The sequence below is a fragment of the Acidiluteibacter ferrifornacis genome, from assembly GCF_009909615.1.
GTDB lineage: Bacteria > Bacteroidota > Bacteroidia > Flavobacteriales_E > Vicingaceae > Acidiluteibacter > Acidiluteibacter ferrifornacis.
In genome coordinates this window covers 52319-76174 of sequence record NZ_WWNE01000018.1, presented here as the reverse complement: position 1 = coordinate 76174, position 23856 = coordinate 52319, and the positions used below count along the sequence as shown (strand labels likewise).

Below are 23856 nucleotides of genomic sequence, written 5' to 3'. Positions count from 1 at the left end.
TTTTTAATAATCAATACCCTTTATGTGGTATTCCCCATTTTTCTTTCAATATAACTTTTAATAATGGTTAGCATTAGCTAAGTCGCCAGTATTAATGAGTAATTGTGTTGATTATCTATTTTATGAACTAAACATACAATCTATTCAAAACAAAATATTAAAAATTAGAATCATTATTTCATAGACTGAATCAAACATTTCAATATTGTAACATTCAGTTATTGAATTTTCACTTCTTTCGCATCCTTCTTGAAGTTAATCATAGTGCTTCCCATTCCTGAAGCAATTCCTTCCCACCACAAATTAAAAATAGACTTCTCGGTATTTCGTTCTGATTGAATGGTTCCGATACGCAAAGTATTGCCTTTGGGATTGCTTTCTCGCACCACCAATGTGTTCAAAAACAAAGATCCCAACCATTTACGTTTTTCATTTCGCAATTCGTATTCATCTTTATCTAACAAACTAACTTTCAATCCATCATAACGAAACTCTATTTCGCCTTCTGTACCAAAAGTACTGGCATAAAAATTAAAGCTAGTTTGACTGCTCTTTCCTTCCTTCACTTTCACATGAGTTAATGGTAAAATAATTTGATTCAAATCGGATAAATCGAAATCAGTTATGGTACCTATCAAACGATGTCCACCATTTGTATCTAACAAGTCAAAATCTACATTCAGATCGATTTTTCCTCCTCCTTGCAAAAGCGCAGTAGTATTTAGTACGGTATGAGCATATTTATCCACTTGCTTTTCAGAAGATGTCAGATTATACAAAATGGCATCAATTTGATCAAAAACAATAATACCAGTTTCGGGTGCGCCAACATTTTGTTGTTCATAAGCGACCTGACCGTTACTTATTAGTACAGAATCTAGGGTCATTTCAAATTCTAACTTTAACAGCTCTGGTATTGGCAATGGTTTATATATATGCGGAAAAGGCAAAGACTTATCGCGATAAACGTTTAAATCAAAACCATCAATACCTACTTCCCCAACAAATAATTGTTTCTTATAAATCAAGTGATCTATATTGATATAATTGAGCTCCAACTGACTTACTTTAAGGGTAAAAACATCTTGCTGATGTGGTAAAACACCTGGCAATTCATTCCGATTAAAACGAGGCATCATTCTAACATTCGCCATCGTAATAGAAGAGTCTTTATAAGACATTCTCACTGAATCAGCGGTAAGCACATGAATACTATCAGGCAACTTTTCCATCAGATGGTTGACATTTAATGTGAAATCGTCCAAAATAAACCACCCGTTGTTTTCAGCTGCCACAATGGAATCCAAGGTAAAGTCTTTAATCTTCAAATCAATGCCATCTATCATTCGCCATACAGAATCCTGCGAGCCATAAAACCAATCAAAATGCCCACTTTGAACGTTTAGCTCACCTAACTTTAACTGATTTAGACCTCCTTCAATAAATGAATAAAAATTCAATTGTTCTAGATTCAATGTATCTGTTTTTTCCCTTTGATTTACCTCTTGTTTTAGTCTCGTTTTTAAAGAGGGTTGTATTAATTCAATTTTACCAAGATCCAAAGATTGACTATAAATCAAAGCCATAAAATCAAAGCCTTCTACTGAAAAAGACGCTGCTTCCCCGACATATTGTAAGTTACTACTGTCTTTAGGGTAAGCAAACTTTAGGCTGGAAAATTCTATTTTCCGATGAAGTAAAGAAACTGAAATATCTTCGTAACTGTAGTAGAAATTAGAGCCCAACTTCTGTTCTATCTTTTCAGACAACAATTGCTTTAAAAAAGGTATGGAAACAAATAGAGCTCCAACTAAAATTAAAAATATGATTCCTACTATGCGTTTTTTCATAGGTCAGTATTAAAGTTGTTTCCTCCGAAATTAAGATAAATTGAGATGCAGGAAATAAAAAAGGCAAAAGAGAGTTCTTTTGCCTTAAATGATCTTTACAATTATTTGCGTTTATTTATTGTCGGGAGCTATCTTAAATCTAAATCCAGCATAGACCATCCGTCCAAAAATTGGGCCCCACACCAGTCCACTGTCGAACTCATTTCCCGTTTCCAAAGGATTATCAGCATCAATAATGGGATTATCTTGTCTGTAATTCGTAATATTCTCCATACCTGCATATACATCCCATCGCTTATTAAAGGTCTTAGTGATTTGCATATTAGCGGTTACAAATCCTTCTGAAGTAGTTGGTCGTTGGTTTTCTGGAGCATTTATAGCTGTAGAAGGAATTCTCTGTTGACCTAAATATTGAATTGTCCCATCAAATTTCCAATTTCCTCCCTTTTCATTTTTACGCGTAGTGTAACCAATACTAGAAAATATTCGATGCTTTGCAGTCAATGGTTTTTGTTTTAATCCACTCTGATAATCGGTCTGTACATCTAGGTAACGATAAGCAACTTTCAAATCCACGAACTTAATCACCTCATAATTCACCTCTGCTTGTATACTCGTCGCAAAAGATTCTCCTTCAAGATTATAAAACTTAACAGTTCTGGCATCTTCAATATCATAAATGACTTGATTTTCAAATCTTGTGTGATAAGCATCTACACCAAAATACCCATCTCTATAGAATAGTCGAAAATCCTTATTAAAATTCAACCCATAATTATAAGCTTTCTCTTGTTTTAACCCAAAAGGCAAATCCGACTTGTTGCCCATCAATTGAAATGATCTTGATGAAGCAAACATTCCTTGATTCTCAGCAAAAATATTCACTGTTCGCTGCCCACCTCCTGCAACTCCTCGAAAAACTAACTTTTCTGTAGCAGCCCATCGGGCATGAATTCTTGGGGTAATATAATTTCCATAAATGGAATTAAAGTCTGCTCTTAATCCCCCAACTACTGAAATGTTATTATTGGGTGCAAAAGTATATTCCATATAAACTCCAGGCACTTGCTCGGTTCTGTTAAAACTGCTGTCGTAAGCCGTTTCCTCAAATCGGTCGTATACATAACTGAATCCAGTAGTTATGACATGCTTATCACTTTTTATCTGCGTTCTATACAGATAATTTAAATAACCAAATTCTTGAACCGCATTGTAATCATTCATTCCAAAGTTGGAAGTTTGTTGATGTCGACTTATAGAAGCTTGTAAACCTGTACTTTTGTATGGTTTATTTCCGAAAACATATCCCATTTTACCAAACAATTCCATACGTTCTGTATTAATTTCTAAACCGAATTTAGGTTGTAGATTTTGAGCAGTGGATGGCTCATATCCCATCTGACCACCAACACGCTGATCATTGATATACCATGCCCCTAATTGTCCCTCTAGACCTTCAGTGCCATAATATTTCCAACGGTTCATCACATTAATTTGATTTCCTGTAGGAAAATCCATAAACTCATCATTATTGTTATCTACCTCAAAGGGGCGAGCGCTTCCATGCAATAATAACATGGTACTCCACCTATCCGAAACCTTATAATTCTGATTAAAATTGAATTCTGTTCTACCGCTTTGATTCAAATACATGTTGACAAACAACTCATCATCTTCAGGTTTCTTTATTTCCACATTGATTTGTCCGGCTATACTTTCATAACCGTTGACAACCGACCCTACTCCTTTTGATAATTGCATCGATTGAATCCAAACTCCTGGGATAAAAGTCAGTCCATAAGCGCTACCTAACCCTCTTACTCCTGGCATACTTTCTCTGCTGATAAAAGTATTTGGACCTTCGAGACCTAACATTCTAATCTTTTTAGTCCCAGTAACGGCATCAGTTATCGCAACATCGATTGAAGGTAGTGTTTCAAAACTTTCAGAAAGATTGCAGCACGCCGCTTTTTGTAGTTCCTTCTGACTGACTTGCTCCACTTTCTTACTTTGCATGTATGAGATGGAGGATCCCGTCTCTCGTGACACCACATCCACTTGTCCCAATTGAACTGAGTTTTTCAATTGGATCAAAATTGGAGTTGTTATAACTTTCAAAGTGTCTGAGGTATAACCTACAGAACTAATGACTAAATTATTCGTTTGATTATGAGAAGGAATTGTGAACTCTCCTTTTTCATCGGTGGTAGTTCCAATAGTAGTATTCAACCAATAAACATTAGCGAATGGAACCACTTTTCCTTCTTCTGACTTTACAGTCCCTTTGATTTCTTGCGCTGATAATTCACCAATCATAAAAATAAAACAACTGGCAAACACTAGCACTCTAGCTAAGTTTTGCATATTAAATAAGTGTTTTATTATTAATGAGACTCTATTCCGTTATCGTACTTACAACAATCAGGTAAGGACTGATATGCTGACGAGTCTGCTGGCTGATCGTTCATTTTATGGCCAGTATTGGCTACTGCACTTCTGATCTCTGCTTCTTCTACCTTTTTAGCATTGTATACAACATGTAAAATTTTGTCGGTATTGTGCCATTCGGCAAATTTCACGCCTGTTGTTCTTAAAGCAGCTGTTTCAATGCGTTCCTTGCACATTTTACAGACTCCTTCTACGTGCAATTCTAATTTCTGATTTTTTGATTGTGCGGCAGCAGTAGATAAACCAATGACTACCATCACAATAAGCAATATATTATATTTCATAGTAATTTTTATAAATGATTAATTAATGAGTTAAAGAGAACTCATGATATCATCCGTAAAAATTAAATTGAGTATATAGAATGTAAAGTGGTGGAGCATTTATAGAAGCTCCAAATTGATGCGATATTGTTTTAGCATCATCTTCGACTATTGGCAACATGGATTGAAACCCCAAATCAATTACAGCGGGAGTTAATCCCATTGAATTGGACTGGTTTTTATCCAACTGCTTAAGTTGATCTTCTAATGATATTCGGTTGTATTCATCTGTACAACAATTATCTTCTTCGCCAATAGCTGCTGAATCATGTTGGTGAAACGGACAATCTTCGTCTAAATCCTTTGAAATATTTTCATCATGACAAGATTCTACTTCATCAAACAAACTGATCTCCTTCAAATTTTCCCCACAATAATGCTTGTACATGGAAAATCCCGTTGTACTGACCAGTAAAAGACAGGCAAGTAAAAAAGACGCTATTTGATTAAAAATTTTCACAATCGTAAAAGTACTATTTTTTGGATGTATTTAAGACGTAATCAAACCTCAACGACTTAAAAATAGTTAATCCAATCCAACCAATCAATAAATTGCCGAAAATGATGAATAATTTCAACTTGTACTTTCATTCTCTTTAAATGATGCTAAATTTGTTGTTCTAAAAACAAAAATCATGTCAGAACAAGTTAGAAAGCTAGAACCACAATCATTGTGGAATAATTTTGCCGATTTGAATGCAGTACCTCGTCCTTCTAAAAAAGAAGAAAGAGTAATTGCCTTTATGCAAGATTTCGGAAAAAAGTTAGGATTACCTGTGGTAACCGACGAAGTTGGAAACGTAATCATCCGAAAGCCTGCCACAAAAGGCATGGAGAATCGCAAAAAACTAGTGATTCAAAGTCACTTGGACATGGTACATCAAAAAAACAACGCTACTCAGTTTGATTTTGATAAAGAAGGAATCAAAATGATTGTGGATGGTGATTGGGTAAAAGCAGACGGAACTACATTAGGAGCTGACAACGGAATTGGGGTAGCATCGATCATGGCCTTGCTAGAAAGCACAGATATACCTCACCCAGCTTTTGATGCCTTATTTACCATCGATGAAGAGACTGGAATGACGGGTGCCATTGGTCTAAAAGGTGGTCTTTTAGAAGGCGAGATTTTATTGAATTTAGATACTGAAGACGATGATGAGTTAACCATTGGCTGTGCTGGAGGTGTTGATTTAACTGCTACGGGTGCTTATCCTGAAATGGAAATTCCTGAAGAAGTAAAATGTGTTGAGATTACCATCAATGGATTAAGTGGTGGCCATTCCGGAATGGACATTATCAAAGGGTTAGGAAATGCCAACAAACTAATGAATCGCTTATTACTGAACCTATCCAATGAATTGGGAATTTATGTCAATGAGATTCAAGGTGGCGGGTTGAGAAATGCCATACCTAGAGAGTCGGTTTCTAAAATAGCAGTACCAGTTTCTGAGTGGGCAGCTTTTGAAACAGCGATTAAAGAATACGAAGAAACAATCAAAGACGAGCACAACTTTACCGATCCTAATGTTGTAGTGACGGTAAAAAATATGGACAAATTTGATGCGGTGATGGAAGAAGATTTCCAAGCATTATTGCTCCGTGCCATTTATGCCGCTCCAAACGGAATATATAGAATGAGTCCTGCCATGCTAAACATGGTACAAACTTCCAATAATATCGCCCAAGTAAAAGTAGCAGACGGAGAATACTCTATTCTTTGTTTGACGAGAAGTTCTGTTGAGTCTGAGAAATGGGATTTGGCCGAAGCATTGACTGCTGCCTTTGAATTAATGGGAGCTCAAGTAGAAGTTGGAGGTAGTTATCCAGGATGGACTCCTCTACCTCACTCTGACATTGTAAATTTAATGGCCGATTTATATCGTGAAAAATTCGATGCTGAACCTAGAGTTCAAGCCTGTCATGCGGGATTAGAATGTGGAATTTTAGGAACCAATTACCCTAAAATGGAAATGATATCATTCGGACCAAACATACGCGGAGCTCACTCCCCTGATGAAAAAGTTCAAATTAGTTCAGTTCAAAAGTATTGGGATTATTTCTTGGAAGCATTGAAACGTATTCCTGAAGTGAAATAAAAAAGGAAGTGTGCTAAAGGTTGGAATATGCTTTCATTGCATTCGACCTTTTTACTAACTTCGCAAAACTAAAAATTGAAGATAAAAACAACATAATATAGTATACTATGGATTTTGATGTAATTGTATTAGGAAGTGGCCCAGGTGGATATGTAACCGCTATTCGAGCTTCTCAATTAGGCTTAAAAACAGCCATTGTTGAAAAAGAGTCGTTGGGTGGAGTATGTTTAAATTGGGGATGTATTCCTACTAAAGCATTATTAAAAAGTGCGAATGTATTCGAGTACATCAAGCATGCAGCGGATTACGGAATTGAAGTAAAAGAAAGCAATGCGAACTTTGAAAATATCGTAAAAAGAAGTCGTGACGTAGCCAACGGCATGAGCAAAGGTGTTCAATTCTTGATGAAAAAGAACAAGATTGAAGTAATAATGGGAACTGGTAAAGTAAAACCTGGTAAAGCAATTGAAGTAACTGCTGAAGATGGTTCAACTAAAACAATTACTGCAAAGCACATCATTATTGCTACAGGAGCTCGATCTAGAACTCTACCAAATCTCCCTCAAGACGGAAAGAAGATTATAGGTTATAGAGAAGCAATGAACCAAAAATCAATGCCAAAGAAAATGGTAATTGTGGGTTCAGGAGCAATAGGGTCTGAATTCGCATACTTCTACAATGCAATGGGCACCGATGTAACTTTAGTAGAATACATGGACAATATTGTACCTGTAGAAGACGAAGATATTTCTAAGCAATTGGGTAGAAGTTTCAAAAAAGCTGGAATCAATGTAATGACTAGCGCTGAAGTAACTAAAGTAGATACCTCAGGTAAAGATTGCAAAGTTCACATCAAAACCAAAAAAGGCGAAGAAGTAATTGATTGCGATATTGTAATTTCTGCAGTTGGTGTGGTTGCAAATATTGAAAACATCGGTTTAGAGTCAGTTGGTATTGTTACGGACAAAGGTAAAATTCAAGTGAACGAATATTACGAAACCAATATTCCAGGTTATTATGCAATCGGCGACTGTGTTCCAGGGCAGGCATTGGCTCACGTAGCATCTGCTGAAGGAATTACATGTGTAGAAAAGATTGCAGGTCATAATCCTGAGCCAATTGACTACAACAATATTCCGGGTTGTACTTATTGTTCTCCAGAAATTGCTTCTGTTGGTTATACTGAAAAAGCAGCAAAAGAAGCAGGTTACGAATTGAAAGTGGGTAAATTCCCATTCTCAGCTTCCGGAAAAGCCAGTGCAGCAGGACATAAAGATGGTTTCGTTAAAGTAATTTACGATGCTAAATATGGTGAATTATTAGGTGCTCATATGATTGGCGCTAACGTTACCGAAATGATTGCTGAACTAGTAGTTGCTCGTAAATTAGAAACTACCGGTCATGAAATCTTAAAAGCAGTTCACCCTCATCCTACTATGAGTGAAGCGGTGATGGAAGCTACGGCTGAAGCTTATGGTGAAGTGATTCACATCTAAGATACTTTAACGATTTAGATAAAAAAGTCCTCTTGGTTCTCCAAGAGGACTTTTTTATTGCTTTACTATTCTGATTGTCCTAAAATTACTTTTAGACTGCAACTGTAAAAAATAAATGCCTCTTTCTAAATTCGACATCGAAATAGAATTAGATGCTTCTTTGAAAATTCCTCTTTCTATCATTGCCCCGTTCACATTAACCAACTTATAGTCTGTTTTTTCTTGTAGGTTCTCAATAATAAATTGGTCTTTTGCCGGATTCGGATAAAAGTAGATATTGGATAAGGTATTTTCCTTTATATCTGAAATCACAATGGTTATAGGTGTTCCCCAAGTTTTCGTTCCTTTTTTGTAGTAAAGTAAATCCTCTTTAGATTCATACCACGAACTTATATCTCCATTTGAATAGTAATCAAAACTACCTACACCAAAAATGTATGAAGTATACCTTTCCGTTTCAAAGGTAAAATCACAAATACTATCTCCACTCCTCCCTATTTCTGAAATGTCTATAAAGGTAGGTACAGCATAATCACTATCATAAACACCTACTGTACCTCTATTCATAGTACCAGTCGTTAAAGATCGAATATCCATGTATGTTCCTAACAACAATTTATGACTCCAATTATACGACTTGATAATGGTATCCTTATAGCTTCTATACTGATGAACAAGTCCCTGACCCATGGGTACTAATTTATCCTCTCTTACCTTCCTTTCAAACGTATAGCTAACGCTATCTTGATTGTGAACGACTTTACCTATTACCTTTAAAACATACAAGTCTAAGGTGCTATAACTCATACTTAAAGCCAATTTGTGCTGATAATGGTATTCATCGCCAATTGCATAGTCATATATGTTTGATTTTTTAACAAACCCTTTCAAAAGGTAAGATATCGGTTTTATCTCTGAAGGGAAATATGAAAAATCGAATCCCTTTACCATTCCATTCAATTTAGAAACTATAAAAGGTGTAGTGAAAACAGCTGAATCAAAAGCAACGTTACTAGAAGAAGAAAAAGAGAAATGTTTTAGAGAATCTCCATTTAAAACAGTTACTGAATCTAATGAAATCAACAATTCATTATTATTCGAATCTCTAAAAAACTTCCATTGGTTTTTATTTTTCCAAATAAGTTTATTGTTATTAATGTAATAGATACTTGAATCAGCATTTTCTACTAGTGAATCTCCTAAAATGGAGGCGCTCGGACCAATACAAGACCTACTAAAAGGAGTTAACCGACCACTATAATCCTTAGCGAAGACAGTAGTTGTAATGTGCGAACCTAATAAAACGGTGTCTACTCGTAAAGTTAAAGCCACACTATCTGTATAAAAGCTAATGGCCATAGCTGTATTCTGCTGGGGAGTTGTGTAATGTGAAATGTCATTTTTAAACAATTCCCAACGTTGAGCATACGTGGAACAGAAAGTAAAGACGATTATAAAAAGGAGTAGTAATTTCTTCATAGTTTTAGTTTTTAATCGGATACCTATCAAATATATGAATTATATAGAACAATACAACAGCAAAATTTCATCTAAATTATTACATTAGAACCCGCAAATACGATATATGAAGTACATCTGTTTATGGTCGAGTCCTAGGAATGTAAGTACTGCATTCATGTATAGTTTTGCCCAACGGAGTGACACGATGGTGATCGATGAGCCATTGTATGCGCACTACCTATCAAAATCTGGAGTCATTCATCCTGGACGGCATGAAATTTTAAAAAGTCAAAATAACAATGGAAATCAGGTGATGGAGGATATCCTGAAGTTAAATCAACCTAAAGTCATTTTCTGCAAGCAAATGACTCATCATTTAATTGAAATAAATCGATCATTCTTGAATGAGACCATCAACTTAATTTTTATAAGGGATCCAAAAGCAATTATCAACAGCTACAATAAAGTAATCCCCAATCCTACAATTGAAGACATTGGCATTAAAATGCAGCATGAATTAATGACAGAATTACAATTAAAAAATGCTCATTTTTTGGTGATTGATTCAGCTGATTTATTAAAAAAACCAAAACAATTCTTGATAAAACTTTGCCAAAGTATTGGTATTCTCTATGAGGGTAATATGCTAAGCTGGAAACAAGGAGCTAGAAAAGAAGATGGAGTTTGGGCGAAATACTGGTATTCAAACGTACATCAATCCACTGGCTTTGCTCCATTTGAACAAAAGGAGATTCTACTATCTAAAGAAAATCAAATGGTATATGAAAAATGCCTTCCTTATTACAACAAACTAATTAAACACAAACTAACAATCTAATATGGCACAACAATACGATAACAGAAACGATAACATTAAAGTATGGATAAATGGAGAATTATTGCACCGAAACGAAGCCAAAGTTTCTGTATTTGATAGCGTAGTGCAGGGTGGTGACGCCGTCTGGGAAGGAATTCGAGTCTATAAAGGAAAGATTTTTAAGCTTAATGAACATGTCAATCGTTTGATGGAATCTGCTCATACCATGGATTTCAAAAACATCCCATCACCAAAAGAGATCATTGATGCAATTAAGAAAACGTTAATTGCAAACGATATGTTCGATGAAGCGCACATGAGACTTACCTTAACTAGAGGAGAAAAGATTACCTCAGGAATGGATCCGCAATTAAATACCAAAGGATGTACCTTAATTGTATTAGCAGAATTCAAACGGCCAATCTACCCCCATGAAGGAATCAAACTAATTACGGCTAGTATCAGAAGAAATGGCCCTTCTAATCTAGATAGCAAAATTCATCACAATAATCTAATCAATAACATCTTGGCAAAGATAGAAGCCAATTATGCTAATGCTGATGATGCCATTATGTTAGATGACAGAGGATTTGTAAGTGAAACCAACGCCACCAACATTTTTATCATCAAAGCTGGTAAATTGTCTACGCCTCATGCCACAGCTTGTTTACCTGGGATAACTAGAAAAACAATTCTAGAAATCGCAAAAAAGGCGGATATTCCCCATGAAGAAAGAGACATATCGGTGAGCGAATGTTTTAACGCAGATGTGGTTTTTACAACAGGAACTATGGGAGAATTAACCAATGTCTATGAAATAGATGGACGGATGATAAAATCAGCGCAAAATAACGACATTTTTAAACAGCTTAAAGAGCAATATAAACAGCTTACAGAATATGAGGGAGTAACCATCCAATAGTGACCTAATGTGCTTAATTTTGAATTTTGTTATCAAAGTAAATTTAATATCTTAGCACATCAATCCCAATATAACCCAATTATGAAAAAAATCGTTCAAATTTTAGGAATTTTCGTTCTTTTCATTGCAGTAACGGCTGCAGGAAATAAAAGAGTTTCTAATGGTTCGTGTTCAAATACAGAGGCTAAAATAAAAGCCATTGACTCATTGGACACCTATTTCTATGCTTCTTCTAAAATTAGCAGCATTAACTACACCTACAAAACTTCTGTTAAGGAAGTTGAAGTCCCATTGTTTAAAGGTGAAAAATACCGCATGGTTTTCAACAGACAAGACCTTCCAAAGAATGTAGAAGTTGAAATTTATGACAAAAGTCGTGAATCTGATGGTCGCACCTTATTGTATTCTAGCAAAACTGAAGGAAACGGTTCCACCATTTTAACATACGAGCCAAAAAAAGCTAAGAATCTTTTTATTAATTATGTAATTCCACCGGCTCAAGGTTCTGATGAAACAGGCTGCATGGTATTTGTTTTAGGCTACCAATTAACTTTTGTAAAAAACAATTAATCCCTAATCATGAAAAAAAATAACCTAATTATAGCAGTTAGCGTATTCTCTACTGCATTGCTTTTTGCATGTGCTGAAGCACCGAAAAAAGAAGAAGTTACAGAGGAAGTAGTTTTAGAAGAAGTAGAAGAAATTGAAGATGAGTCTGCGGATTTGATGTTACCATCACCTATCCAAATTGCCTCTATTTTTAACCGTTCAGGTTTAACTTATAATGGAGAACTACCTAATAGTCCTGATGCCGTTTCTAATTATAACACTAAAACGAAGAAATACCTCAATTTTGGTGTTTACTCGGCGGACATGGCCTATTCGGTTCTCAATAAAAAACAACAAGAGTCTATCGATTATTTAGCAGCCATCAAAAAGCTTTCCGACGAAACAGGTATGGATGCCATATTCAGTACTGGCAACATGGTGGAGCGTTTTGAAAAAAACATTGGTACTCAAGATTCTATTATGAGAATTTTAACCGAAATTAAAATAAAGACTGACTCATATTTAGAAGAAAATAAAGAGCAGGCTAAAATGGCAATATTTTTTACCGGTGCTTGGGTTGAAGGAATGTATTTAGGTACTAAAAGTGCTAGTGGAAATGAAATGGTTAAAGACCGAGTATTGGAACAAATGAATATTCTGAAAAATTTAATTCCAGCACTACGAGCTCAATCTGATGAAACTTTTGACCTTACTGAAGTAGCAAACCAATTGGAAGCTATCAATACATTTTACCAATCAGTGGCAACAGAGGATGCTGAAGGTTATGCAACCATCAATCCTGATGATATGATAGAATTAACGAAGAAAATTGAAGCTCTTCGGTCAAACATTGTTTCTGCTTAATCAAAATTAAAAAATTGAAAAGGCGTCCCGGTTTGACCGAGACGCCTTTTTTATTCATATTAACCCTATGGAGCAAAGGAGTTTTTTTATCTTTGCACCTGAATTTTAAAGAACACCCTATTTCATGATAAAAATAACACTTCCAGACGGTGCCATCAAAGAGTATAGTTCAGCAGTAACTGCATTGGATATCGCCAAAGAAATCAGCGAAGGATTAGCTCGAAATGTACTTGCCGCAAAAGTTAATGGTGAGGTTATCGACGCCTTCAGACCAATAGAACAAGATAGTAACTTGGAATTATTAACCTGGAACAATGATGAGGGTAAAAATACGATGTGGCATAGTTCAGCTCATCTATTAGCAGAAGCTTTAGAAGAAATTTACCCAGGAATCAAATTAGGGATAGGACCTCCCATTGAAAATGGATTTTATTATGATGTAGATGCAGGAGATAGAGTTATCTCTGCGGAAGATTTACCTGCCATCGAAAAACGCATGTTGGAACTGGCTCGTCAAAAAAATGAGTACGTAAGAAAAAGTATCTCAAAAGCAGATGCGATTGCCTACTATAAAGAAAAAGATGACGAATATAAATTAGACCTTCTAGAAAACCTTGAGGATGGAAATATTACCTTCTATACCCAAGGTAATTTCACAGATTTATGTAGAGGACCTCATATCCCAAATACTGGATTTGTTAAAGCAGTTAAGCTTTTAAATATAGCAGGTGCATATTGGAGAGGAGATGAAAAAAACAAACAACTCACTCGAATTTACGGCATTACCTTTCCAAAGCAAAAGGAGCTAAATGAGTATTTAGAGTTATTGGAAGAAGCCAAAAAACGTGACCATAGAAAACTTGGTAAAGAACTAGAACTGTTTACTTTTAGCCAAAGAGTTGGTCAAGGATTGCCATTGTGGTTGCCAAAAGGAGCTCTGCTTAGAGAACGATTGGAAAACTTTATGAGAAAAGCTCAAGTGGCTGCTGGCTACCAACCGGTAATTACTCCTCATATCGGAAGCAAGGAACTCTACGTTACATCAGGACACTATGAAAAATATGGTGCAGATTCATTTCAACCAATCAATACACCTGCTGAAGGGGAAGAGTTTTTATTGAAACCCATGAACTGCCCTCACCATTGTGAGATATACAAAGCATCGCCAAAATCCTATAAAGACCTTCCAGTTCGTTATGCTGAGTTTGGAACAGTATATAGGTACGAGCAAAGTGGAGAACTACACGGTTTAACCAGAGTTAGAGGTTTTACACAAGATGATGCTCACTTATTTTGTCGTCCAGACCAAGTGGAAGATGAATTTATGAAGGTAATCGATTTGGTTCTATATGTATTTAAAGCATTAGACTTTAAAGAATATACAGCGCAAATCTCTCTAAGAGATAAAGACGATAGAAGTAAATATATTGGAACTGACGAAAATTGGGATAAAGCTGAACAATCAATTATAAAAGCTGCAACAGAAAAAGGTTTAAATACGGTAATAGAATACGGAGAAGCCGCGTTCTATGGACCTAAATTAGACTTTATGGTGAAAGACGCATTGGGTAGAAAGTGGCAGCTTGGAACCATTCAGGTTGATTACAATTTACCTGAGCGCTTTGAATTAGAATATGTTGGGAGTGACAACGAAAAACATCGCCCTGTAATGATTCACCGAGCGCCATTTGGCTCTTTAGAAAGATTTGTTGCAGTGTTGATTGAGCATTGCGGCGGAAATTTCCCGCTTTGGTTAGCTCCTGAGCAGCTTGCAATATTACCATTGAGTGAAAAATTCAATGAAAATGCAAAAGATGTTTTAAAAATCTTAAATAAATCCGATATTCGCGGTTTCGTAGACGATAGGAACGAAAAAGTTGGAAAAAAGATTCGTGATGCAGAAGTCTCTAAGGTTCCTTACATGTTAGTTGTAGGGGAAAAAGAGGTGGAGAATGGAACAGTTTCCGTTAGAAAACACGGAGAAGGTGACATTGGAACAATGACGATCGAAGAATTTTCTGATTATTTTAATAAAAATTTACAAATTTAATTACAGGAGGACCTAACAATAGCTAGACCATTTAAACCACAAGGTAGATTTGCAAGGACACAAAATCCTCACAAAATCAATGATGAAATTACCGCACATAAGGTAAGAGTTGTCGGCGATGGCGTTGAAGCAGATGTATATTCAATTAGAGAAGCTCTAAGTATGGCTGAGGAGCAAAACTTAGATTTAGTTGAAATTTCACCGAAAGCAGATCCACCCGTTTGTAAAATAATCGACTATAAGAAATTCTTATACGAGCAAAAGAAGCGTCAGAAGGAAATGAAATCCAAGGCTTCTAAAATTGAAGTAAAAGAAATTCGATTTGGACCAAATACAGATGATCACGATTTTAACTTTAAGTTAAAGCATGCTGAGAAGTTCATTGGAGAAGGAAACAAAGTAAAAGCTTATGTTTTCTTTAAAGGTAGAACCATTTTGTTTAAAGACAAAGGAGAAATTCTATTGTTAAAATTGGCTCAGGCACTAGAAGATGTAGCAGTGGTAGAATCCATGCCTAAGTTAGAAGGAAAAAGAATGATTATGTTCTTGGCTCCAAAAAAGAAAAAGTAAATAATTAGTATTCATATATAAACAACGGTACAATGCCAAAAATGAAAACCACTTCCAGTGCGAAGAAGAGATTCAAATTCACTGGTTCTGGAAAGATCAAAAGAAAGCACGCCTTCAAAAGTCATATTTTGACCAAAAAAGGAACAAAGCAAAAGAGAAATTTGACACATTCTGGTTTAGTTCATAAAGCAGATGAAGCAAATATCAAATTGCAACTGTGCGTAAAGTAAATTGATCGCCAGGTTAACGTTAATTTTAGTAACAACACCCGGAAATTGAGTTTAAAGCTTCTTAAAAGAAAGGACACCAATTTCCAAAAAACGTAAGTAAAAATGCCAAAAGCAACAAATTCAGTAGCAGCAAAAGCTAGAAGAAAAAAGGTCCTTAAGGCCGCCAAAGGTTACTTTGGAAGAAGAAAAAATGTACACACTGTAGCAAAAAATGCAGTTGAGAGAGGTATGCAGTTTGCATACATTGGTCGTAAACAAAAGAAAAGAAATTTCAGAAGTCTTTGGATTCAGCGAATCAATGCTGGAGTTAGAGAATACGGAATGTCTTACTCAGAGTTTATGGGAAAAATTGCTAAAAACAACATCGAATTAAACAGAAAAGCATTAGCTGATTTGGCAATGAACAGTCCTGAGGCGTTCAAAGCGATCGTTGAAAAAGTAAAATAACTCAATAATATTTAAAATATTTGAAAAGACTGTCAATTCCGTTGACAGTCTTTTTTTGTTCTTTACTTAAAAGACCATAAAAAAAGTATTAGAATTTGATATAAATTCCAATACTTTCTTAATGATAGTTAGACAGATAAATTAAAAAGAGGCTATTGCAAATGACTTATTGAAAACAAAAAGAATTCAATACAATTACTCAACCCACTTTATCCTTCTACGCTTTTCTTCTCTTCTTTCTTTTGCTACTCCAATTTCAGTTTCTCCAATAAGTCGAGTAGAGGCATTACTAACTGCACTAAACAGACCCGTCAAATAAATGCCAACACTTAATTCTGATTTTGTTGCAAACTGCGCATTTTGCCATTTAAACTTTGCATCTTCATAAGAGCTTTTAAACAAACCCTTTCGTTCTTCAGGTAAATTACCTTCATTTGAGGTACTAAAGCTATGTTTATACTTACAGAATACTCCAATCCGACTTATTCCAACAGAAAGTACCCATTCGTTTTGAATTCGATTCCCTTTAAAATGCCCACCAAAACTCGTCCAATCATACATATAGCTATATCTAAAATTTAAAAATTTATATGCAGCAACTGCATGACCTCCGACTCCATAAGCATGACCACCCATTCTTAAATCACTGTAAAGTGAGTTATTATTCTTATACCTTAAACCTATGGTGTTTAAAGAATATTGTCCTCCAACGTAAAGACTAAAGTAGGGTGAAATATTAGTACCAAAAGCTAACCTAACCGGTAATATATCAGAATAATCTACACGATAATCTTTATTATCCCACCATCGCTCTTTGTCTTTAAATTGGAAAAGAGTTACTCCAACATCTAGTAATGAACTAGCATCTATATTAAATAAAACATGCTTTGAATAAACATCTGCTGAGAGTTCAAAACTTCCGCCCTTAATAGTTATAGGATCGAACGATCTAACTTGATAATCATTGGCAGATTGATTGCCTGAGACAACTCCATATCCAAATAATTGTTGTTCGAATACATAGGAATTATGTTTATACCCGATACGACTTAAATCTACCCCATACCAGTCTTCTACTTGTGAAAAAGCAAAAAATGGTGAATAAAAAAATACTATTAATAAAACTCTTTTCATACTAGCTAAAATCAAATTGAACATGCTTCTCTATCACCACTCCATTTTCATTGATCATGATAATTTTGATAAAATAATAGTTTTTTAAACCGGAAGTCGATGGAGGTTCACATTGCTCCTTGGGAATTAGTCGATATGTGAATGTTCCTTCAGCATCATCAAAGTTGGTCTTCGATAATCTTTCAGTATCCATACCACTGATATCTGAGTTATACTTTGTGGTAAGTCTAATTCTTGATTCTTTAATTAAAGATTTACTTTGGTAAGTAAAGGTGAAGTCATAATTGGAGTTGTAATCCAAATCATTTAAAACAGCAGTATTAGCTGGCACACCATTTAGACTAATAAAATTAAGAGAAATCGGCTCTCTTTCAGGTATTTTCTCGCACCCCAACAAAGTGGCGAAAGTCAAAAGGATTATAAGGTGTTTCATTATGTTTTTTTTCAAAAATAATTGTGTCCCTTTTTAATCCATATACGATTATTACCCTATTTTTCTACTATTCCCTTTCTCATTATTTCCATAAATCAGAAGATATTGTCTACAATGGTTACGTTACGATGACAATTTATAGAAACTCTTATTCATCTCAAAAAAGGCTAATTCTAACATCAATAAGCCCTACAATGAATCATTTCTCTATTATTCTAAAAAAAGCACTTTATACAAGGCTATTTCATTGACTTTTAAGTAATAAAAGAGTTGGCAACTTAGTAAATCTTCTAAAAATCCAAAAAAATCAAAGTACAAGCTTTGTCTTAAAATAAATTCTCTGCTTACGTACTATCCATTTTTCTATGAATCAATACTAGATTTTTCACCAACATTATACATCGACCCATAGAAACCTGCCTTACGTTTAAAAGTAAAAGCATAAATTATTCTATTTGTATTTTTTTTGTAAAATTCATTATTTAAACATAATTTGTTGAAATCATATATTAAATCATGAATAATAAAATTACTACCCTATTATTACTTCTCTTCTTCGCATTTTCATTTCAAAGCTGTAAAGACGATAATAAAGATAATACCACTCCCCCTACTTCTATTTTAGGTGATGCTTCAAAAGCCTATTTAAGTGGTGCGGTGCCTTCTTTAGATATTCAAATCGATTATATTACTGGCTTCAAACCAACTAACCAAACAATCGTGAACCTCAAAAACTTTCTTTCAGCTCGATTAAATAAACCAGGAGGAATTAGTGTTTCTCTTAGAGAAATTCCATCTCCGCAGAACAGCAAGTATACTATCGAGCAAATTAGAACCCTAGAGACCCAAAATAGAACAGTGTCTTCCAGCCTTTCTACCATGAGCGCTTATGTGATCTATTTAGACAATGATTACATTGAATCACAGGGCAATCAGGTGGTATTAGGCATAGCGTATAGCTCTACTTCATTTGCTATTTTTGAAAAAACTATAAAAAGTTTGAGTGGTGGCTTAGGAGAACCTTCAGAAACAACATTAGAATCTGCTGTTACACAACACGAATTCGGACATTTGTTAGGATTGGTAAATACTGGAACACCCATTACCTCCAATCACCACGATGAAGCAAATGGCGCACACTGCACTAATAATGATTGCCTGATGCATTATTCGATTCAAACAGGTACGTCTTTAGGTAATTTACTAGGAGGAAATATCCCAGATCTTGATATCGATTGCATTAGAGATTTGCAAGCGAATGGGGGAAAATAACTTTCAGAACTATATTTTGAAATATTAAATGCAGATTGTAGTTTTAACAAATGGAACAACAGCCAAACAACCCATTGCATGGAATTACATTAAAGTCGATTCTAGAATACCTGATTGAGAATAAAGGATGGGATGAAATGGCAAATAATGTCTCAATTAATTGCTTCAAAAGCAATCAGACACTTAAATCTAGTCTTAATTTTTTAAGAAAAACCCCATGGGCTAGAGAAAAAGTAGAAAACTATTACCTCTATTGTATCAAGAAAAACAAACATGCTTAAACGTATAGAAGTACTCTTATTAGTAAGTGCTGTATTAGCCATCAACCTTCACCTATTATTGTGGCCGGGTGCTGAGTTAATCAGTATTATCGCTTTTGCAGGATTAGCACTGCTGTACCCTTTTCTGTCAATGGCACTATTTTTAAATGAAAACCAAAACATTAGAATCTCTTCAATGCTACCTGGATTAGCTTTTTCTATCGTATTGGTAGGATTAATGTTTAAAATTCAAATGTGGCCTGGATATCAAACCAACTTAGCAATTGGCTCTATTGCTTTGATCATACTAATTATTTATTCTTTTACGCTAAAAGATCCTAACTTACAGTTAGGTTTTAAAGTCCTTCGAAAACGCGCGATTCCTATGGCTATTATAGCTATTATAGCATTAATGCTTCCACCCTATACTTGGTTAGAAACAAAATATAGTGATTACCCTGAGTATATCGAGGCTATCAAACAATTAGATAAAAACCCAGATGATTTACAAATACAACAACGAATTGACTCATTGCAAAATCATCAATTAAAATAAAAACAAGATGCTAAAAAAAATCATACTCATACTGCTATTGATTGGACTACTTCTTTTTGGAGGATTTCAGTATATGATTTATCAAACAAAGAAAGCTAGTCCCGAACAAGTTGAAACCTACACAAAAGACGATGCCACTCTGAGTGTTTTCTACAGTAGTCCTGCTGCACGAGGAAGGAAAGTGATGGATAGTTTAGTCCCTTTTGGAAAAATATGGCGGACAGGAGCCAATGAAGCCACAACCTTTATAACTAATAAGGCAATCGAAATTGAAGGAACTGAGCTTGCAGCCGGAACATATACCCTTTGGACAATTCCAAATAAAACGAGTTGGGAAATCATCTTTAATAGTAAATCATATGATTGGGGACTCAATTGGGATGGGACTTCTCCACGTGAACCTGAATTTGATGTCCTGAGAATTACTGTTCCAGTGGAACAATTAGACCAATTTCAAGAACGCTTCCAAATTCACTTTGAAGAAAATCTTTACCTCACCTTATCTTGGGAAAAAACTAAAGTAAAAATTCCCATTGTCCTTTAAAAAGTGTTGATAACCAATTTTTTTAATTAATTTAAGGAGGTGATTATATAATATCTCCTCTATGGCTACTGCTTTTGATTCTTTACGCTCCATCCAAAACAACGAAAAACTGCGTATAAAACGTGGACAGTATTTTCGATTAAAATCTGAACTAACGCAAGGACTCAAGGCATCTATTCGCAATGGAGAATCAGCAACTCCAGAGCAGATGCGACTAGTGAAATTGAAGATCAAACAACAGTTAATTCAAGAACGGAAAAGGAAACAGAAAGTTATTGTCATAACTGCAATAGCTACTTTATTTATTCTATGGGGATTAAGCTTCCTATTCGTTTACTTTTTCTTTTCTTGATACAAAATCATTAATTTTAGGAGTACACACCTAAAAAATAAAGAGATGTCAAAATTTCAAAGATTACTTCTAGGATTAAGTTGTTTGTTAGTATTTTCCAATTCAATAAAGGCTCAACTCATGGTGGGAAATACAACCATCGATACAACGACCATCATTGGTGGTTTAAGTATGCCATGGGAGATTATTTATGGACCTGATGATCATATATATTTCACTGAACGAATAGGAAAAATCAATCGAATAGATCCATCTACTGGAATCAATAAAGTTATATTGGATTATACTTCCACGGTTAACCAATATGGTGAAGGAGGACTATTAGGAATGGTTTTACACCCCAACTTTCCTACTACTCCAAAAATATATGCAGTATATAATTACGGCACTAACAGTTCAGTAAAAGAGCGATTGGTATCTTTTGACTACAACATCACACAAGAAATATTAACTAACGAGGTTATTCTATTGGATTCAATTCCAGGAGCAGTGAATCATAATGGCTCTAGACTACTTATCGAAAATGGATTCATTTACATGACAACAGGAGATGCAGCAAATACCTCTACTGCTCAAAATATAAGTTCCTTGAATGGTAAAGTACTGCGTTTGAACTTGGACGGTAGCATTCCAAATGACAATCCTTTAGCAAACAGTCCGCTTTGGAGTTGGGGACATCGAAACCCACAAGGGCTTTTCTTTGCAAATGGCTTTTTATACAGTTCTGAACATGGTCCAAATAACGACGATGAAATTAATATCATCCAAAAAGGACGAAATTATGGATGGCCAGATGTGGAAGGTTTCTGCAATACACCAAACGAGCAGTCTTTCTGTGCAGACTCCAATGTGATAGAACCACTTTACGCTTGGACTCCTACTGTAGCAACTTCAGACATTTTGTATTATGATCATCCAGCGATTCCTGAGTTTCAAAATAGTCTTTTGTTAACGACTTTAAAAGATGCGACCTTACATCAATTGCCACTAAACACCACGAAAGACGCTATTATTACAGACAATGAGTTTTTTGCCAATTTTTGGGGAAGACTAAGAGACATTGCTGTCGGTCCTAATGGAGAATTGTATATTGCGACCAATAGTGGATCTCATTCAATTGTAAGAATTAAGAATCCGAGTTACACCAATATTCCAAAGAATTCCCTAGGAAATGAAGCCTTAAATGTATTCCCTATTCCTAGTGATAATGCAGTAACTGTCGAACTGAATCCTAACATTCAATTTACCGATTATCAGTTATATGATTTGAAAGGTCAATTGGTACAAGAAGATACGATTAGTGGAAATACGATAACCATTCACAGAAAGTCTAAATATGAGGGTATTTACTTTCTGAAGGTTAAGACTTCGGAAAGTGCTTATACGCGGAAGGTTATTTTCAAATAGCCCTTTGTTGATTTTACTAGTTTAGATTTCCTTTATCATTCTGAATGAGATAAAAGCTAATCCGATTAAAATATTAGCTAATCACCATCAGAACATCCTTCAACCAATCAATGATTTCATCTGATAATTCATCAACCTCTGCAGTCTGTTCTTCAAGTTCTGTTCGGATAAAAATAGTCTTCATTCCCAAGCGCTTTCCAAACTGCAGATCGGTAATGGTATCACCAACCATGATGCTTTTTGAAAAATCAATTTCAGGGAAGTCAGCCTTTGCTTGCATTGCCATTCCCCCTTCTGGTTTTCGACATTTTGAACCCGAATCAGCTAATTCAGGGCAGTAATAGATTCCATCAACATAAGCACCAGATGCAGCTAATTCTGACCTCAGTTTTTCATGAACAGTATCCAATTGCTCCGATGTCATAAGTCCTTTACCAATTCCTTGTTGATTAGTTACCACCACTACCCTAGCAAACAATTGATTAAACTCCGCTATCGCATCGGCCACTGCTACCTCCAAAACCAACTGATCTGGCTCCATTACATATCCTTTTGGAATACGCTCATTGATAACTCCATCACGATCTAAAAATAAAGTCCAGTTTTTATCGATTTTAATCATTGTTCTTCAGTTTTTTATATAACCCTTCAAATGCATGCACTAAAATTGGCCAACTGTATTTTTTCTTTTCCTCTTCTATATTCTTTTGATACTCAATTTCCTTGTCCTCTCTAAAAAATTTATGAATAGCATCTGCCAATTCTGTAGCATTCGGTTCTACTACAAACCCTACTTTTCCATCGGGAATCATTTCTTTCAATCCTCCTACATTGGTAACAATCATTGGTTTATTAAAGTGATAAGCCACTTGAGTCACACCACTTTGAGTAGCGGTTTTATAAGGTTGAACGACAAGTGATGCCGCATTAAAATAATTGGCCACTTCAGCATTCGGAATATAATTATCTCTTAAAATAATCCTTTCTTTAATACCTAATCGAGCTACTTGTTGGTGATATGAATTAGCATCAGAGTAAAACTCCCCTGCAATTATCAATTTCGCATTCGTATCCTTTAACAATTGGTTGGACAAAGCTTCCAATAAGATATCTAATCCTTTATAGTCTCTTATCAAACCAAAAAACAAAAGATAACTGTACTTCGGATCTAGTCCTAGCTTTTTACAGGCCGCTTCTTTAGAAGTGACTAAACCGAAATTATCAAATATAGGATGAGGACTCAGCGCTGTCGGTATTTGACGAAATCTCAGCGCATCATCCAGCACTTTTTGGGTCATTGCCAATAAACCATCTATTCCATTCAGAAAATACTTGGTAAACAATCGATCTCCTATGCGTCTCTCATGTGGAATAATGTTATCTGCCAAACATATCACCTTCGTATGTCCATTTGATTTGATTCGTCTAATAACAGTGCCTAAACAAGGTCCCATAAAAGGCAACCAATACCTGACGATGACCAAATCAGGGTTTTCACGTTTAATTCTGTCACCAACTTGTAGCCAATTTAATGGCCATGTAGAGTTTAAACTTCTATTAATTGTAATCCCCTTGGGAGCCTCACTTTCTGAAAACTGTGTTTTACCCGGAAATAAAAAATTGGGATATTGCAGTTTAAAAGTCTCAATTTTCACTTCGTATCCATGCGCTAAAAACTCTTTTGCTAATCGTTCGTTATACGTAGCTATTCCTCCACGATATGGATACGCAGGACCAATAATTACAATTTTCTTTAAGGAGGAATCTAACAT

Annotated in this window: 25 protein-coding genes; 16 read left to right on the top strand and 9 right to left on the bottom strand. The window is 35.2% G+C overall.

The genetic code is table 11. The features are described 5' to 3' along the window. Nucleotides 1–218: 218 nt before the first annotated feature. From GQN54_RS14435 to GQN54_RS14420, 4 genes are all read right to left on the bottom strand, one after another. Nucleotides 219–1850, bottom strand: a complete 1632-nt coding sequence (locus tag GQN54_RS14435) for an AsmA family protein (RefSeq protein WP_160634272.1) — start codon at nucleotides 1848–1850, stop codon at nucleotides 219–221. Between the two features lie 111 nt (nucleotides 1851–1961). Further along, nucleotides 1962–4214, bottom strand: a complete 2253-nt coding sequence (locus GQN54_RS14430) for a TonB-dependent receptor (RefSeq protein WP_160634271.1) — start codon at nucleotides 4212–4214, stop codon at nucleotides 1962–1964. A gap of 20 nt (nucleotides 4215–4234) precedes the next feature. Next, on the bottom strand, nucleotides 4235–4582 hold the full coding sequence (locus GQN54_RS14425) for a heavy-metal-associated domain-containing protein (RefSeq protein WP_160634270.1): 348 nt from the start codon (nucleotides 4580–4582) through the stop codon (nucleotides 4235–4237). 49 nt (nucleotides 4583–4631) lie between these two features. After that, the gene (locus GQN54_RS14420; RefSeq protein ID WP_449369401.1) at nucleotides 4632–5081 is read right to left on the bottom strand and encodes an HYC_CC_PP family protein; all 450 of its coding nucleotides are present in this window, start codon (nucleotides 5079–5081) and stop codon (nucleotides 4632–4634) included. 175 nt (nucleotides 5082–5256) lie between these two features. On the opposite strand from GQN54_RS14420, the gene GQN54_RS14415 reads away from it, so the two are divergent. Further along, complete coding sequence (locus tag GQN54_RS14415) at nucleotides 5257–6720, top strand: aminoacyl-histidine dipeptidase (RefSeq protein WP_160634268.1); 1464 nt, start codon at nucleotides 5257–5259, stop codon at nucleotides 6718–6720. A gap of 107 nt (nucleotides 6721–6827) precedes the next feature. After that, nucleotides 6828–8216, top strand: a complete 1389-nt coding sequence (gene lpdA, locus GQN54_RS14410) for a dihydrolipoyl dehydrogenase (protein ID WP_160634267.1) — start codon at nucleotides 6828–6830, stop codon at nucleotides 8214–8216. Between the two features lie 54 nt (nucleotides 8217–8270). Here lpdA and GQN54_RS14405 read toward each other — a convergent pair whose 3' ends face one another. After that, nucleotides 8271–9695: a T9SS type A sorting domain-containing protein gene (locus GQN54_RS14405; protein WP_160634266.1), complete on the bottom strand. Its 1425-nt coding sequence runs from the start codon at nucleotides 9693–9695 to the stop codon at nucleotides 8271–8273. A gap of 106 nt (nucleotides 9696–9801) precedes the next feature. Here GQN54_RS14405 and GQN54_RS14400 point away from each other — a divergent pair, with 106 nt between their 5' ends. The 8 genes from GQN54_RS14400 to rplT all read left to right on the top strand — a co-directional run bounded on the left by GQN54_RS14400 (nucleotide 9802) and on the right by rplT (nucleotide 16126). Next, nucleotides 9802–10515 (top strand): sulfotransferase-like domain-containing protein, encoded by a 714-nt coding sequence (locus GQN54_RS14400; protein ID WP_160634265.1) that lies wholly within the window; start codon nucleotides 9802–9804, stop codon nucleotides 10513–10515. Between the two features lies 1 nt (nucleotide 10516). Next, a complete protein-coding gene (locus GQN54_RS14395) occupies nucleotides 10517–11416 on the top strand; it encodes an aminotransferase class IV (protein WP_160634264.1) in 900 nt (299 codons plus the stop codon). Between the two features lie 81 nt (nucleotides 11417–11497). Beyond that, complete coding sequence (locus tag GQN54_RS14390) at nucleotides 11498–11986, top strand: hypothetical protein (protein ID WP_160634263.1); 489 nt, start codon at nucleotides 11498–11500, stop codon at nucleotides 11984–11986. Between the two features lie 9 nt (nucleotides 11987–11995). Further along, nucleotides 11996–12829, top strand: coding sequence for a hypothetical protein (locus GQN54_RS14385; RefSeq protein WP_160634262.1), 834 nt, complete (start codon nucleotides 11996–11998; stop codon nucleotides 12827–12829). A gap of 124 nt (nucleotides 12830–12953) precedes the next feature. Beyond that, nucleotides 12954–14879 carry a threonine--tRNA ligase gene (gene thrS, locus GQN54_RS14380; RefSeq protein WP_160634261.1) on the top strand — a complete coding sequence of 642 codons (1926 nt, stop codon included), beginning with the start codon at nucleotides 12954–12956 and terminating at the stop codon, nucleotides 14877–14879. Nucleotides 14880–14897: 18 nt separating this feature from the next. Beyond that, nucleotides 14898–15449: a translation initiation factor IF-3 gene (gene infC, locus GQN54_RS14375; protein ID WP_160634433.1), complete on the top strand. Its 552-nt coding sequence runs from the start codon at nucleotides 14898–14900 to the stop codon at nucleotides 15447–15449. 32 nt (nucleotides 15450–15481) lie between these two features. Further along, entirely contained in the window at nucleotides 15482–15679 is a 198-nt protein-coding gene (gene rpmI, locus GQN54_RS14370) for a 50S ribosomal protein L35 (RefSeq protein ID WP_160634260.1), read from the top strand. 102 nt (nucleotides 15680–15781) lie between these two features. Continuing rightward, nucleotides 15782–16126 (top strand): 50S ribosomal protein L20, encoded by a 345-nt coding sequence (gene rplT, locus GQN54_RS14365; protein WP_160634259.1) that lies wholly within the window; start codon nucleotides 15782–15784, stop codon nucleotides 16124–16126. Nucleotides 16127–16321: 195 nt separating this feature from the next. Here rplT and GQN54_RS14360 read toward each other — a convergent pair whose 3' ends face one another. Both GQN54_RS14360 and GQN54_RS14355 read right to left on the bottom strand, forming a co-directional pair. Continuing rightward, nucleotides 16322–17260: a hypothetical protein gene (locus GQN54_RS14360; protein WP_160634258.1), complete on the bottom strand. Its 939-nt coding sequence runs from the start codon at nucleotides 17258–17260 to the stop codon at nucleotides 16322–16324. Between the two features lies 1 nt (nucleotide 17261). Further along, on the bottom strand, nucleotides 17262–17693 hold the full coding sequence (locus GQN54_RS14355) for a hypothetical protein (protein ID WP_160634257.1): 432 nt from the start codon (nucleotides 17691–17693) through the stop codon (nucleotides 17262–17264). A 516-nt stretch (nucleotides 17694–18209) separates the two neighbouring features. Between GQN54_RS14355 and GQN54_RS14350 the strand changes: the two genes are divergently transcribed. The 6 genes from GQN54_RS14350 (at nucleotide 18210) to GQN54_RS14325 (ending at nucleotide 22084) form a co-directional block, all read left to right on the top strand. Next, nucleotides 18210–18965, top strand: a complete 756-nt coding sequence (locus GQN54_RS14350; RefSeq protein ID WP_160634256.1) for a zinc metalloprotease — start codon at nucleotides 18210–18212, stop codon at nucleotides 18963–18965. A 50-nt stretch (nucleotides 18966–19015) separates the two neighbouring features. Then, nucleotides 19016–19246 carry a VF530 family protein gene (locus GQN54_RS14345; RefSeq protein ID WP_160634255.1) on the top strand — a complete coding sequence of 77 codons (231 nt, stop codon included), beginning with the start codon at nucleotides 19016–19018 and terminating at the stop codon, nucleotides 19244–19246. After that, nucleotides 19239–19781: a hypothetical protein gene (locus GQN54_RS14340; RefSeq protein WP_160634254.1), complete on the top strand. Its 543-nt coding sequence runs from the start codon at nucleotides 19239–19241 to the stop codon at nucleotides 19779–19781. Before GQN54_RS14345 ends, GQN54_RS14340 begins: the two co-directional genes overlap by 8 nt. A 7-nt stretch (nucleotides 19782–19788) precedes the next feature. Continuing rightward, complete coding sequence (locus GQN54_RS14335) at nucleotides 19789–20325, top strand: DUF2911 domain-containing protein (RefSeq protein ID WP_160634253.1); 537 nt, start codon at nucleotides 19789–19791, stop codon at nucleotides 20323–20325. A gap of 61 nt (nucleotides 20326–20386) precedes the next feature. Further along, a complete protein-coding gene (locus GQN54_RS14330) occupies nucleotides 20387–20677 on the top strand; it encodes a hypothetical protein (protein WP_160634252.1) in 291 nt (96 codons plus the stop codon). A gap of 45 nt (nucleotides 20678–20722) precedes the next feature. After that, complete coding sequence (locus tag GQN54_RS14325; RefSeq protein ID WP_160634251.1) at nucleotides 20723–22084, top strand: PQQ-dependent sugar dehydrogenase; 1362 nt, start codon at nucleotides 20723–20725, stop codon at nucleotides 22082–22084. Between the two features lie 73 nt (nucleotides 22085–22157). On the opposite strand, the gene GQN54_RS14320 is transcribed toward GQN54_RS14325, so the two are convergent. Both GQN54_RS14320 and GQN54_RS14315 read right to left on the bottom strand, forming a co-directional pair. Beyond that, the gene (locus GQN54_RS14320; RefSeq protein ID WP_160634250.1) at nucleotides 22158–22706 is read right to left on the bottom strand and encodes a D-glycero-alpha-D-manno-heptose-1,7-bisphosphate 7-phosphatase; all 549 of its coding nucleotides are present in this window, start codon (nucleotides 22704–22706) and stop codon (nucleotides 22158–22160) included. Beyond that, nucleotides 22699–23856, bottom strand: coding sequence for a glycosyltransferase (locus tag GQN54_RS14315; RefSeq protein ID WP_160634249.1), 1158 nt, complete (start codon nucleotides 23854–23856; stop codon nucleotides 22699–22701). Before GQN54_RS14315 ends, GQN54_RS14320 begins: the two co-directional genes overlap by 8 nt.